Raw genomic sequence first — 14,580 nt, forward strand, 5'->3', positions numbered from 1 at the left:
TTAGAAATCCTCAGATGGACCCCAGTCGTTTTTCCGGGTTTCAAATTTTTTATCGGCATCTGTCGGCGTATGCCGTTCAGCAGTCACGCATTCAGCACTGACGGACACAACGACACCGGACACAAAAGCACCACTAAGAGCAGAAGCGATGCACAACACAGCAATAAAAATCTTAGAAATAAACATGGTTAGAAATCCTCCGAAGCTCCCCAGTTATTTTTCCTAGCCTCGAATTGTTGTTCCGCAGCTTCGCTAGCGGCCTTCCGGTCTCCTTGCTGGGCCATGTAGTTGCCCTGCATATTGATTTGGGTGGCCATCAGATCGCGCAGTTTTTGCAGTTGCTGCACGTTCTGGGAAGCAATTTCGTTGCCCGCCTGAATAGCTTGCATGCGGCCTACGGCTGACTGCGAACGGAACACCATGCGATTAAGCTGAGTGTCTTCAGACTCGAACGTGCTGGTATTGAGATTCGCCGCCTCAAGTGCTGTCTTTACGTTGTCGCTGCCTTGTTTAGACCACTTCTGATAACGATCCCGTGCCGGGAATTGTGCCGAGTTTGCTGCTTGATTCAGGTAGGACTCGAAGCCAGGAAAAGCCGTGTTGAACTGCGAATCCATATTCTGGATTTGGCGGCCCAAGACCTGCGAGCGGTTGTAGATGTTGACCACGCTTTTCAAGTCAGCCGCGATGCTGCCGAACATCGAATCGGGCAACCCCGTGCCCTGCGTGACCATGTTTTGGTACTGCTGAATTTGCGTTTGCAGTTGCTCGGCGGTGTTCAGCGCCGTGTTGACCTGCTCGGCGTACTCGAACATCTGTTGATAGAACGTCGAGCAGTTAGAGCAGTAGATGGCGTAAGCCGGGGCAGGTGTCATATAGAGAACTACACCAAGGCTTGTGGTTGCCATTGCCACAGCTAGCGCCGCGCCTCGGCCGAATATCCGAGCGACATAAACTGACGTTTTTTGCGATTCTATTTCCATACCGAATACCTAATTTTGTAGTAGCTTGAGGTTTGATTATTCTCCGATATGGCGTTGTTTTGAATATGCGGATAATAGTCTATCCGCTTAGATTGCAATAAGTTGCGTCCGGAAACTGTCCGTTAATCAACCCTTTAATGATGGAAACTCTCTGGCTTGTCTAGGTTTTTTCTTTTGTAAGGAAGAAGAATTGGCTGTCCGGTTTGATGCGTTTTGCGGATGAAAAAAGCCCACTGAAGTGAGCTTTTTATAAGTTGGTGCGCGGCGTCAGTGGGCTGCGTAATAAGGATTATGAGTGCGATAGAGGCAACGCTCAGTTTCAGGGATGTGCAGCGTCTCAAGGTGCCACTCTTCGAGTGAAGAAGCTAGCTCGGCCGCGATGCGCTGGGCCTCCGCAATGCGCTTACTAGATTGCCCACTGGCTCGGCCGAGGCAGGCTTGCAGTTCATTGAGTTGAGTGGCCAAAGCGCTGATGCGGTGAGCTGTCTTCATAATCAATTCCTCTTGCTTATCCTTTCCACGATTCTGTCGAATTCTTCCCGGATGTGATCGTCCGCGAGATCAAGATTAACTAATCCTGATTTTATTGCAATTCTTGCAATTCTTTCTGCTGCCTCATTGTCTAGTTTTGCAAGCCTTGCCTTAGCCATCTCTAGTTCAGAACAGGCGTCAGCTCGACGCTCAGAAAGGGTTTTTCTAGCCATTTTTCATGCTCCTTTTGGTGTCATTTCGGCCTTGATCTATTGTGGGCAGCGGAGATTCTAGCGACCGCTGGAGTTGTTAACCATATCAGGATCGGCGTCGCTACGAGCTAAGCGTGGTCGCGGTAAGTTGGCCGGCGCTCATACTTTCTCCGCTCTGTTTGATTCATTCATTTAAATTTAGTCGATTGAGTTAACTCAAAGCAATTTTAGGCAATTCCTTACCTAAATTAATGCAACTCTAGGCAACTTAGAGAGAATTAACGCAACTCAAGGAAATTTAAGGCAACTGACTTTGCCGAAACGACTATTAGCAATAAATTTCTTTTAATTGCACCCAGGCAGACGGCAAGATGTGTGTTGTACGGGTGCGGGCAAGCCCGCACCCTCCCAACACCTAGCCTTATTCGCCTGCGGCTCAACGTATCTTGCTCTGCGAGGCGTGCAGCCGCTGCCGCGTCTAAGAACAAAAACACAGCAACGGCAGGAGCACCCATGACAGGTGGCACCAAAGAAAAAACAACGGCTCGCCGACGCGGCAAGCCAATCGAGGTTTGGGTCACTGACGAGGAAAAGGCGGTGATCACGAATAAGGCCAAAGAAGCTGGCATGTCCCGATCTGGCTACCTTCGCGCCATAGGCATGAACACGCCCATTCGGTCGGTCGTTGACCTGATCGCCGTGGGTGATTTGGCCAAGGTGAGTGGCGACCTCGGGCGGGTTGCTGGTCTGTTAAAACTCTGGCTTGCAGAGAAGCGTGGAGAAGGCGCGAACGTCATTGAAGTGGAAAGTGTGATGATGGAGTTTCGGAGGTTGCAGGTGGCCGTAGGAATGAAGATGGGAGCGATTGTCAAAGCTCACAAGTAAGTCTTAGCTCTGAACCGCTTTTGGATTGTGCAATCCACAAAGACTGATAGCAGGTTGGCTGCCCCTCGGACTGTTTTGAGAACGATGCCGTCGCTCAATTGCTCAACGTATGCTATTGGTTGGCTTGCGCTCGCAGGTCACTAGGCGATAGGGGAGGACCAGATGAAAGATCGACCGCACAGTGAAGCAATGTCCGAGCAGCTTCGTGCTGACCCAGCATATGCGGCTGAACTACTTGCCGACGTGTTACGCGAAGGCAGCCCAGCAGAACTGGCTATTTTGTTACAACAGCTAACCCTCGCGTTTGGAGCGCACAAGTAGAACCAGCACGCCTAATGTCGGCGAATCGTTGCATCCAGTTTTCCCCCAGATCTGATTCTGTACTTGAGGATCTGCTCGCTTAGCCGCCGCATCGTGTGTGTGCTGACAGCAGTTGATAGGAGCGAAATTTTTTTTAATGGACGATACTGCGGCATGAACTATGACTTTAGAAATCTCTCATCGGCGGACTTTGAGGACCTGGTCCGGGACCTCATCGGAAAAGAAGAAGGACTTCGCTTCGAGGCATTCTGTGCAGGGCCAGATGGCGGCATTGACGGTCGGCACGCGCAGTCCAGCGGTAACGTCATCCTTCAGGCGAAGCATTACGAAGGTTCGCCGTTCAGCAAACTGACTGCCGCGATGAAGCGTGAGCGCTTGTCAATCGATAAGCTGGCTCCCACCCGATATATTCTTGCGACCTCTTGTAAGTTCACTCCGCTTGGCAAGGGCAAACTCGCCCCGCTCATAGGGCCAAGCCTGAAGTCTGAAGCGGATATTTTTGGTCCGGAGGACATTAACGGTCTTCTCCGGAAGTACCCAGACATCCTCAAGTCGCATATCAAACTGTGGCTCTCCGGGGCGGGTGTTTTGGAGCGTGTCGTACGTGCGGCGGCCCATACCTTCGCAGCGTTCACGCAGGAGGACATCGAACAAAAGGTTCGCGTTTATGCATCGAACCCCAGCTTCGACGAATCACTAGCTACGCTAGAAAAACATCGGCTTCTCATCATCTCCGGTCCGCCAGGTGTCGGCAAAACGACACTGGCCGAGATGCTTTGCTACACCTTCCTGAGCGAGCAGTGGGAGCTCGTTCCCATCCGCAGTCTGGAGGACGGCTTCGCTGCGATTACCGACAGCAAAAAGCAGGTATTCCTTTTCGACGACTTCTTAGGAAAGGTCGCCCTCGACCGACAAGCTCTAGCGCACAAGGATTCAGATTTAGCGCGGTTTATGAGCCGCGTACGACGCTCACCGAACGCCCGTTTTATTCTGACGACGAGGGGCTACATATTTGAGGAAGCCCGGAGAGTCTCCGAACATCTAGGCGACCAGCGTCTCGATGTGACGAAGTACGTGCTCGATGTTGGCATCTATACCCGCCGAATCAAGGCGCGGATTCTCTACAACCATCTCCTAGTACTAGAGACACCGCAGTCGCATATCCGGGCTCTATTGGAAAGCAATAAGCTCTCGGAAATTGTTGATCACAAGAACTATAACCCACGTGTTATTGAGGCGATGACGGATGCATTTCGCATCGGTGATATCGAATCCGCTTACTATCCCGCCGCCTTTATCGATGCTTTAAACAATCCCAGCCAGATTTGGGACACTGCTTTCCGGACGCACATTGATCATCGTTGCAGGCACCTTCTGATGGCGATGTTTTTCCTTACGGAGTATGGGGTTCCCCTTGCCATCCTTCGCTCATCTTTCGAGAGCCTACATACCGCTATGAGCACAGCTTACGGCCTGGAACATGGGCCTAAGGATTTCGAAGAAGCACTTCGCATTCTTGAAGGTAGCTTCATAAACATCGTCAACATCAGCGGGCCAACGGTCTCTTTTCTCAATCCCTCACTCAAGGACTATCTCTCAGCCTACCTATTGGACACGGACCTCCTCATTCGCATTGCTCCCGCAGCAGCCTCCATCGATTGGCTGTCGAGCCTGTGGGACTTCGTGCATCCGAACGGACTCAGCGAAGCCGAGCAAGCGAAGATCGCCAGAGCCTCCGTTGGCATGTTGGAGATGATAGAAACCCGTCCGCACTGGAGACCCCGAGCTGGTGACGCCCGCTCTCTCGAATACAATGACGCCACGAACTCCAAGCGGCTCCGAATGCTGATGGATTGGTGGCTGCTCACTGACGAGCAGCGGTTTGCCGACAGTATCATCTCGATCGCCCGCAATCCCCAGCAAGGCTTCGATGCATGGTCGGACGGGGAAGCTCTGATCGCCTTCTTTTCTTTGCTGAGCGACAGGAGCTGTAGCCGGCCGTTCATTTACGAAGCCGAATTATTAGCGCTAATCGAAAATATCCTCAGGGAAACAATACGCTGGAGTTCAAGTGACATGCTCTCCACGCTTGTCGATGCGGTGGACGCAGCGAATGGGCTGCCCGCCAGCATCACCCTTGCCTTGCAGGCGGCTGTGCTCAAAGAATTTGAGGAGAACACCATCCGTATCAGCGAGGATGATAGCGAGTCCTCCCTATCAGATCGGATCGATGCCCTGAAAAAGTTTGCCCCCCGTTTTGGGGTGCCGGACGCTGTGTTGAGCAGCGCCATTTCAGCTATTGAGGATCGTATAGGCGAGATTCAAGACCAAAGCAGTCACGCTTCCTCTCCGAGTGTCTCGTCATCGAACAGGCGTGATCGGGAAAAATTTGACGACACTGCCCTCCGAGACCTTTTCACCACTCTCCTTGATCGGTAGGTTAGTCGAAGCCATGAAGGTGGTCGAAAAGTATATTCTTTCTCACCACCATTACATGTGCAAGATGTTAGCTGATTTATTCCCGAAAGTAGTGGCGGATAAATTGCTCTACAGCGTTCGCAGAGATTGTCGCTGCGTATTGTTGATGCTGATCATCTTTTTTCTTGTCGCCATTATCGCAAACCGATTTCAATGAAATAAAGTCTGCACCTGTAAGAGTTGATGATACTGCGGCATAAACCCCATAAGTTTCCATGTCTAGGCCTGTAACATTACGATGTTGGATTGTACGTATCCGCTCTGATACTCGGACATCAGCGAGTACGGATGAGCCTGTAGCCATAGGTCCTAATACGAGCTTTGGAAGCTGCAATTTATGCTCTCTAGCATAGTCGGAAAAAGATTTCCAAAAGGGCTCGTCCCTCTTCAGCAGAAATAGTTTGTTTCTTAATTCATCATCGATGTTGATGTGGTGGGGGGAAGATTCAAATGCTTCTTCGCCATTCTTGTCTATATATTTGCCGCTCTGCCAGTCCCAAGAAACTTCTGCCGCAACCACATCTCCTATCCCGGCTTTACTTGCAATTCCGGCGCAGATACCAGCCATAATCACAATCTTCGGATTAAGAATCAATGATGCTTTAGTAGTCAATGTTGAAGCTGCAACGGCCCCCATTCTCGCGCAAAAAGCTGCCCCGATTTTTATAGTACTCCCAGCAACGCTCAGGGATGCATAGCGTATTAGGTGCGTACGATCCAGCGGTTCAAAGGGGCCCCAATCTAATTTAAGATTTTCAATGGCGCTGTACTCGGGATGAGGAAGTGCAGTTATTATAAAAACGTCGCAGGTGTTACGCTGCTCGCGTTGCGTTTTGTCGTTAAGAATCCAAACGGCTATACGGTGTAATGCATTGAGGCAGTCTTCATCGTTTTCCGAATAGGGGAGGATGCCCCAAGGCCGACAGCTGAAAAAATCATAAGCTGCATCGGTCAGGTCCGTAGCAGCACTTATAGGTAAAGAATAAAGCGGTCTTTTTTCCGCTGGTATAATGTCGTCAATGCTGTTGAAAAAATCTATACAATTTCTTTCGTCCTTTTCACTACCTAATTCGCCAGGCACGACCACGTCGGCTATTAACAAGTCATAGCGTGGGCGATCTTCAATTAGCTCTAGTGCTTGGCTCGTGCAGATAGCAACGTCCAGACGCCCAAATAGACCTTTATCTTTGAGCAGGGCAAGGAGTTTCCCTTTTTTTGCCGGGTCGTCTTCTAGCAAAAGTATGTCAAGAGGCATTTTTTTTCTCTAAAATTGATCTAAGATTAGATTCGATGCGAAGCTCCCAGTCAGAGAATGCTGAATCAAAATATACGGTATCTAAAAAGGTGTTAGGGAAGTCCTTTTTCAGCTGTTTTGATAGCTCTGTTAGCCCCAAGCTTTTCGATCCCTCGCTGAATACTGGATACGATGTCACTACTAGAGTAGGAATCTCCATTTCATAGCGTTCAAGGGTTTCGAAGACCTCAATGCCTCCAAAAGGTCTAGGAGTACCACCACGTTCTCTCGATTCGATGTCATACGTAGGTAAAGACATATCAGCAATTATGAAATCGGGTACATATTCTTCCAGTGCATCTATCGCAGATCTAACCGAATATGCTTTGCGAAGTGTCACATATGGAATTACTCGCTCCACGACACCCTGTATGCTAGTAAGTTTTGATTCGCTATCCTCTACAATCAAAATCTTGAAATTAGGCATTATATTCTACCTCGATAATTTTCGAAGCTTCACGGGATGGAGGATCTTCGGCCCGAGATGGTGGACTACCTAAGTATAGAAGCTGAAACTCCAAGCGAAATAAATCTTTTCCCTCGAAGCCAAAAGATATGTTGGTGTCTTTGTACTGCATTACTATCGTCGCAAGCTTACTAATCCCAGAGTCTCGGTTTTGCTTAGCTCTTTCGCCGTAAGCGCGCTTTTTAATATCTTGCCTTAGTGAGTTTAGTTTAGTCTCTTTTTCTGGTGTGATTGTGTTTTCGGCAATGTCATTAGTAATGGTAAAGTGAAGAAGTGAGGTTGCAGCATCAAGGTCGACTTTTATTGATACTTGGTTTCTGGTTTTTACGCCTGAGTGCTCGTATATATTAACTAACGCCAGGTAGAGTGCGTCTTGTATAATAGAGAATCCATGAAGATCTAAAAATAGGTCCTCTGGTACGCTTGCTTCAATTTCTGGATTGAATTTCGTATGTTGACCACTGACAAAGGCTACTGCTACGTCCACTATGTATTTTAGTGTGTAACTTTCATCTAGTTCTATGTTGGGGACTCTGATCCAGCTTGCAATAACTGAGGCCCTGCGATGTAACTCCTCCGACTGGTGGACAATACTGGATAATAGTTCTACATCGTCAATGCCATTGCTTCGGAGCTCATTGGTTAGTTTTGAAAAGGCAGATTGAAGATTTTTTTTGATTTCATGATCGATGGCGGGACGGGCTATCTCGCATCTCCCGGTTATATCATACCAAAACATTCCGATGCATTCTTTAAGGAACTGGTCGGCAGAGTTGCATGCTTGTGCAACAGCGCGGAGTAGCATTAAAAATGAGGTGGGAATAACTAAATCAAATACCCCGCGAGGCTTGTTTTTAGATTTTACATAAAAATACTCATCGCGCAGTAAGCCAATTGTCGAGTCGATCGATTCCGAAAAACGCGAAAAAGCTGCTTTCAGGATCTTTCTTCTTTTAGGATCAAGCTTTGCCGCTAACGCGTCCAGTCTAGCAGAAAGCTGATAGTCTGCTCCTGGTTTTGGTCTTTGGCATATTAATTCCACAGGCTCAAGTACACCGCGTAGTTCACTTGCAATTGTACCGTGCCTTATGCGCCTTCCAATTAATATATCTAATCCGGAAACTGGATCCCACAGGAATTTCTCTCTTATAGAGCCTACTAGTTCCCCTAAAAGATCATCCGCCTCGTTTTTTGGAACTTGAAAATTCTTAGCAGATGGCGAACGAAAACTTTTTATCACCTCTTGAAGGTCTTCGGATTCACCGACCCCGCTCTCAACTAATTTTTTATAGCGTTGAAAGTCTGCGGAGACTTCAGCGCTAAGCGCATTCATAATTGACTGCTCGTCTACATACACCTTGCTGTCATCAAGGACTTCTAATCCATCATCGACATGAAGACTATCTTCGATATGAATAGCTTCTTGGATGTATAGCTCTTCCATTGGCGGCTTCAGTTTTGCCAATGCTTTGAGTAGATCGCTCCTAGTCTGTCTTGACTTCTTAGAACTCGTCATGCCAGGTAATAGTTCAATTGTTACCAGATTGCAGGTGTTTGCACACAAATGAGCAATTAGTTCGATAGAGTGATCAGATTCCAGCAGGCGTTGTGGTAGATCAACGATTGATTTACAGCTATAAACTTTCATCAGATCTTCAATTGCATATCTTTTGTAAGTTCTGTATGTGCGCTCGTCTACGATTTTTAAAAAGTGATCGAGTGTAATCGCAACGTGTAAGAGTTCGCCACTCCTTCTAACGGTTGACCATTTATAGCCGTAATACATATCCACTATTGGGAGCGCGGCAATTATCTTGGCGTTATATATTCCCGACTTGGCGCAAATTTCAACGGCTGTAGCATGATCTCCACTAGTAAAGTAGCGGTTGCTTGCTATAACGCCGACACAATCCTGTGTAAGACGATTATGAATTCTTGAGATTTCAGGTTTGATATTTGTGTACAGTGCATCATAAATTTGTTGGAGTTCCGCTCCCAGTTTATCGTGATCCTGCATCAAGTACTTGGCTTCGTTCTGAAGTGCGAACGACATTGTGGAGGGAGGCGAGGATATAGGTGAGATACAGCTTTCAAATATTTTTGGCAGTGTCGGGAGCGACACCAAGTCTCCTACTTCGATACATTCAGATATCCAACTGAAATTCAGACAGAATTTTGCTAGTTCCTCGGCGTGTAGATCACTGTTCTGCGATGATATTTGTGATGCTAGTCCGCGTGCAAATATCTCATCAAATAAAGAAAGAGGTTTTGCTGGCTCGGAACCAAAAGAAATTTGTATTGCGGATTTTGCGTAGCTAGCAGTTTTAGCGTTGTAGCTAATGGTTTCTGAGGTGCTGTCGCCTATAGGTAGAAGGTTAAGTCTGCTCAATATTGGACTTAGCACATCTATTGCTCTGCTGGCCCTGCTGCGTACTGCTACCGTATAATTGTTCTGATTGCACAGTATTTTTTTACATGCTTTAATAAGCGTAAATAAGAGATCAATAGGAGTGGTAAATTGCTCAGCGGCAAGAATAAGTCTCAAGTCTTGGTCAGATGATCCCAGATTTCCGTGCAGTCTATACTTGGAATACACTCTCATTGCTTCGCTCAGGTCTGCATCATCAACTCTTCTAGTTGTGTTGGATCGATAGCGAGCTGAGTTTTGAGCGGGTTCATTTCGCACACCAAAAAAATACAGATAAAATCTAGTCAAACCATACGCTGATACTGAGAGCTCCGCGCTTCGAGTTTTCATAGGCTCTAGGCCATCTGTCTTTTGGAGCAAAGCAAGGCTTGTCTCCAGCGACCAGTAAGACACTCCTTCCACGCTCTCAAAGTCTTTCAGGTAGGTAGCAGCAGTTCCCCAGTCTGAGTCCCGTATTGCAGATGAAATTTTACAGGCTACATCAGCGAATGCTTCTAATTTTCCCGAAAAACGTGCTGTTTTAGACAGCGCAGTGTCTATTTCTGAAGCAAGATCGAGGGAGTCGATCTCAGCAGGGAATATACCTATTGAACTAAGCTCGACTCCGAGAGACGATTGAACTGCTCCCGTGGCGCCCAATTGTAGAGCCAGCCATTCAAAAAACTCGTTGAGCAACGTTTGACTGAGTTTAGCTTTGGCCATTGATATTGCTTTGTTGATTTGCTTTTGACAATACTGAGCCTGTTTTCCTGCATCACGCGCTCGTTCTGGTGTGCTTGGTTCTTTGAGCTTTGCGAGAGCTCCTCGAACAAGATTTTGGACATCAACTAAGTTTATGTTTGTCGTTTTTCTCATTTTCATGCTGTGGTCCTTTTTGGCACAAAAGCGGATTTTCTTGTCATAATGCCAAAATGATATTACTATTGCAAACTGTTTTTGATTTGCTTCTGGGTATCAAGTGTTGTGTGCTTGTACTTGAGTTAAAGTAATTTTAATTGTCGAGGTGGATATGGATGATGTTATAAAGTTTGAGCGTTCGATGGAACACGCTTGGAAGTACTTCGAACTGCATGCGCAACAGCGAATGACAGTGTTCAATTTCTTTTTAGCGATCTCTGGTCTTGTTGCTGCCGGAATAGGGGTTGGCTTGCAGCAGGGCGGAAAATTTTCAGCTCTGGTTTCACTTTTAGGTTGTTTCTTAAGTTTAGTGGCATTTATATTCTGGAAGCTCGACCAACGAGTGTCTTTTATAATAAAGCATGCGGAAGCGACGTTGTGCTATTTGGAGGGTGTCGGGCTTTCCTCAGAGGTATCTATATTCACTAAGGAAAGAAACAACGCTGCTGGTCTTGGAAGCGAATCGGCGTGGACTTACGGAAAGTGCTTCAGGCTATCCTTTTTAGCGGTGGGTTTGATTGGTGTTGCCTTTGTAGTAACTCCTTACTTTGTTAGCTTTGCTTGTAAACCTTAAAATAGTAGTTGATCTATTTATGTTCTTGTCCACAGGCTAAGGTTGTAGCGAGCTGGCGGAGCGACTTTCTTGCGCCCGTGCGGATGAAGCATTGAGTCGAATACCGTACGGGCTTCGTTTCAGTTGGTCAGTCGCGGGCGCGTAGCTAGGGCTTTCGCTGGATGCTCTCACCCGCATAGCTGTGAAGTCTTAGTTATGGCATTCTTCATGGTATTCCGTGCAGTTATGACTTTTAGCTGCCTGTCATAGCGGCTTTTGCTGGTAGTTTATAATAGAGTGGGAATGATCCTGCTGCGGTTCGAATAACGAAAAACCCTTGGCGTGAAGCCAAGGGTTTTTTCGTTTCAGAGCCCTGATAACTGATCAGGCGGGTAAACGACTTTGCAGGGTCATGCCGAGCTCGATCAGGCGCTCGGCTACTGCGGCGATGTCGCGGAAGACCATGCCGGTGATGCGGCGCATCGACTGGTCCCAGATATAAAACCGGCCATCTGCGGTGCAATGCACCCTTGTTTGCACGATGTTGCTGGCGCTGTTGCGCCGCACGAGTGTGTATGTGCTTGGTTCTGTTTTCCGTATCACGAACATGCCATTGCGAGGCAGAAGCTTTTCCAGCGTTGCATCATTCCATGGCGGCACGGGGGCCTTGACCTGCAATCGCAGGTCAGCGAACAGAGGGTCGAAGGCGCTGTTTGTCGTCGCCCCGTTGTAAAACGGGCCGCGAGCGACTTCCACTCCCGGGTCGATCCTGAGGTCGGCCACCTCGTCGGGCCAGACTTCTTCGATGCGCAAACCGATGCCGCCGCGGAGTTCGCTTATGCCTGCCAGATCTCTGAAGGTATTGGTATTCGTGGCATCGACCAGAGCCACCCACTTGCCGGGTCTGTTGAGCAGCTTGTCACGCTCCATGATCTGCGTTGCGAGGCGCGCCTTGATCATCTGCTCTTCGATCGACGTGAGCGGGACTTTCAGCGTGCAGGTTTCTGCTGCATCCAGTCCATGAACCCGGACGCCATTGGCTTGGGCAGCCCGGATCAATTCGAGCATGTTGAACCGGTTCTCAGGGTCAGTGCCCAGGCTGGACAAATAGGTACTGAGGTCTTCTGACATGTCACCCGACAGGTAGAAATGGTTGAGGTCATCCTGGGCGAAATCACTCAGCAACCCACGCACGTAGAGCGTTTTGATATGCCGCGCGAACGTTGGCATGTTCTCGATCATGAAGCGCGTGCTGGCGATGCGATCGAGGGTTTCACCGACGGCCAGTCCATCGGTATTGGCAAAGATGAGATCAATCAACTCATCGATCTCCATCTGCGGACTGACGGGCGGAATGACCGGGCGCTGGGGCAGGTTGATCCATTTCAACTCCCGGTAGAATGCTTCGGCGTCGTTCAGCAGAGCCGTGCGTTGTTCGCCGAAATGGGCCACGTATCGGTCGGTAGCCAGCAGATAGCGGCGTCCGGCGCTTGTGGTCTCGGCAGAAGGGTTGGGCAAGTTCATTGCCCATCTTCTCATTCCGGGTATTTCCGTCTCTGAGATACCTTTGAGCTTCGTAGCCGGGCGTAGCGGACACGGAACGCCTGGAAGCGGTTCGACGCGTGGCAGGTCCACCGACGGTGTTGCCTCGGTTGAGCTCACATCAGTCTCCGGCAAACATGCCTTGCCCACGCATTGACCGCCTCCGCGCAGCCGCAGCGCTGGCATGCGCTCCCACTTGCCGGCGCTTCCCAGGCGGACCGGCAACGAATAAGCGAACTGATTGGGACGCTCGGGATTGATGATTGCCCAGTTGCCACCGTCGTGCGAGTCGGCGAAGTAGCGCACGTAATAGGCGGCGCCATCCATTTCGATGGCATGACCGGGTTCTTTGTCGAGGCGGTAGATGCCTTCGTATTTCCCCGGCGTCGCCTCTACAGCGTGTTGCGCAAGTAACTCGTTGCATCGATAGCTGGCCGGTACTTGCGCAAAAGTCGAACCTTGCGGCAGAGCAGGCGTAATCAATGGCTCAGTGACATCGACGAATGCCGTTTCGCCAGGGATTTCGTTTGCCAACTCGCTGGCAGTTTCATTGGACGACGTGACGGGCGGGGGATCCAGAGGCGGCAATGACCGCGAGTCAGCCGAAGTAAGTTCGATCAGCCCGCGCATCTCTTCAGCCTCGGCATACTCGACCTGTGGCCCAACTTCCAACTGCGCGCCAGTGCCAATCAGGAACGGGACATTGAATACGGTTTCGATAGCGCTGAGCACCGCACCGATAACCCCGGCTCTACGCTCGGTCGCCGTAATGCCGTTGATCGCCTGATCGATGTTCAGCCCCGTGTTGACGACGCCCGCCCCAATCAACGGCAAAGCTGCAGGCCAGCCCACGGCCGCCATCGGGCCGAACACTTTCAGCCCGGCGCTCAGATAGCCGGTCCAGAGTTTCTTGCGCAGGTCACTGTTGGACGTGAGCACCAGATGCGCCTCGGCAACCATGCCCGTGCGGGTCGACTCGCTTAACCACGTGAAGGCGTCACCGCTGATCGCAACGTTGCTGCGGTTGATCATTCGATGATCGCTGTGGCCCCAGGTGCTCACCAAACGGTTCATCAGATCAGTGAGGTTCTCGGTGATGTGATTGCTGTCAGCCAGCGAGAAGTGCTTGAGAAACAAAGAGCGTTTCTGCTCTGAATTCATCTGCTCAAGCAGCCACCAGTGCAGATCCGCGGCAGTGTCCATCAGCCGAAAGGCCTGGGCCTGTCCCGGCAGGTAAAGGGTCTGTCGGCCACTGTCTTCGACCAGACGCAGCACGTTGGTGGCGACGTGACCGTCCAGGTCCAGCGTGCGCACCTGCGCGCCGACCGGGTACGTCGATCGGAGCATTTGCAGGGTTACCGGCCAGGTAACGGGGCCGATCAACGAGGTGACGATGCGTTGAAAGTCATTGCCGTCAACGTCCCCCTGTTGCAGCGCCTGCACCGCCTGACTGAGAAAATTGCACTTGGCCATGGCGCGGAAATCGTCCGACGAGGTTTGCCAGAATTTGGTCAATTGACCGCTGTAACGCGTGCTGAAATCAACGGCCCAGAATGACTTCAGCACATCGCTGCCAAGCAGTCGCACTTCGTTGCTCTGATTGAAATTCTCCGCGCCCGGGCCATCCGAGTAGAAGCCGCAGTAAAGGCCCAGCAAATCTGCGTTGTCTTGGTCGGTGGCGCGAAATCGATGGACGACCAGTTGCGTGAGGGTGAGCGTTTCATAAGGCTTTTCCAGCAAGTGCTCCCAACCGGTAAAGGTCAGCGTGCTGCTTTGCGCCGTTTTGAAACGATGGAAATAAACCTGGTCGGGATCAAGGCCAGATAGGCCCTTGGCGGTCAGCAGTTCGATCGCGACTAGCCGGGCCTCATCCAGCAGGCTTGGGCAGTTCTGCACAATGGTAGTGGCGATGGCTTTGAGGGCGGTTTTGTCCGCTGCGTTTGGCAGCAGACGACGTTCGGGAGCGGTCATGCGGGTGTTCATCCTTGAGACACAAAGGCAGAAGATGGCCCATGCGCTCAAGGGGAGGGTGTTAGCCGGTTATCGCGTG

General features: G+C 49.9%; 10 protein-coding genes. 3 read left to right on the top strand and 7 right to left on the bottom strand.

Going from position 1 to position 14,580, the window contains the following annotated elements:
* The 3 genes from ACV8MC_RS12115 to ACV8MC_RS12125 form a co-directional block, all read right to left on the bottom strand.
* The gene (locus ACV8MC_RS12115; protein WP_169896454.1) at positions 1-186 is read right to left on the bottom strand and encodes a hypothetical protein; all 186 of its coding nucleotides are present in this window, start codon (positions 184-186) and stop codon (positions 1-3) included.
* Positions 187-188: 2 nt separating this feature from the next.
* Positions 189-983, bottom strand: coding sequence for a P-type conjugative transfer protein TrbJ (gene trbJ, locus ACV8MC_RS12120; RefSeq protein ID WP_320428394.1), 795 nt, complete (start codon positions 981-983; stop codon positions 189-191).
* Between the two features lie 494 nt (positions 984-1,477).
* Positions 1,478-1,687: a TraC family protein gene (locus tag ACV8MC_RS12125; RefSeq protein ID WP_124401818.1), complete on the bottom strand. Its 210-nt coding sequence runs from the start codon at positions 1,685-1,687 to the stop codon at positions 1,478-1,480.
* A gap of 492 nt (positions 1,688-2,179) precedes the next feature.
* On the opposite strand from ACV8MC_RS12125, the gene ACV8MC_RS12130 reads away from it, so the two are divergent.
* Positions 2,180-2,551: a plasmid mobilization protein gene (locus ACV8MC_RS12130; RefSeq protein WP_457265381.1), complete on the top strand. Its 372-nt coding sequence runs from the start codon at positions 2,180-2,182 to the stop codon at positions 2,549-2,551.
* 474 nt (positions 2,552-3,025) lie between these two features.
* Entirely contained in the window at positions 3,026-5,311 is a 2,286-nt protein-coding gene (locus ACV8MC_RS12135) for an nSTAND3 domain-containing NTPase (RefSeq protein ID WP_457265383.1), read from the top strand.
* A 76-nt stretch (positions 5,312-5,387) separates the two neighbouring features.
* Here the strand turns inward: ACV8MC_RS12135 and ACV8MC_RS12140 are convergent, their stop codons facing one another.
* From ACV8MC_RS12140 to ACV8MC_RS12150, 3 genes are read right to left on the bottom strand one after another with little or no spacing between them, the layout of a single operon-like run.
* On the bottom strand, positions 5,388-6,605 hold the full coding sequence (locus ACV8MC_RS12140; RefSeq protein WP_320428391.1) for a phosphorylase family protein: 1,218 nt from the start codon (positions 6,603-6,605) through the stop codon (positions 5,388-5,390).
* The gene (locus ACV8MC_RS12145; RefSeq protein ID WP_320428390.1) at positions 6,595-7,071 is read right to left on the bottom strand and encodes a response regulator; all 477 of its coding nucleotides are present in this window, start codon (positions 7,069-7,071) and stop codon (positions 6,595-6,597) included. The genes ACV8MC_RS12140 and ACV8MC_RS12145 overlap by 11 nt, the downstream gene beginning before the upstream one ends.
* Positions 7,064-10,399: a hypothetical protein gene (locus ACV8MC_RS12150; RefSeq protein WP_457265385.1), complete on the bottom strand. Its 3,336-nt coding sequence runs from the start codon at positions 10,397-10,399 to the stop codon at positions 7,064-7,066. The genes ACV8MC_RS12145 and ACV8MC_RS12150 overlap by 8 nt, the downstream gene beginning before the upstream one ends.
* Positions 10,400-10,547: 148 nt before the next feature.
* Here ACV8MC_RS12150 and ACV8MC_RS12155 point away from each other — a divergent pair, with 148 nt between their 5' ends.
* The gene (locus tag ACV8MC_RS12155) at positions 10,548-11,009 is read left to right on the top strand and encodes a hypothetical protein (protein WP_098950442.1); all 462 of its coding nucleotides are present in this window, start codon (positions 10,548-10,550) and stop codon (positions 11,007-11,009) included.
* A gap of 363 nt (positions 11,010-11,372) precedes the next feature.
* On the opposite strand, the gene ACV8MC_RS12160 is transcribed toward ACV8MC_RS12155, so the two are convergent.
* Positions 11,373-14,501, bottom strand: a complete 3,129-nt coding sequence (locus ACV8MC_RS12160; protein ID WP_457265387.1) for a membrane-targeted effector domain-containing toxin — start codon at positions 14,499-14,501, stop codon at positions 11,373-11,375.
* Positions 14,502-14,580 lie beyond the last annotated feature (79 nt).

Source organism: Pseudomonas sp. PK-RTE-24 (genome assembly GCF_054052265.1).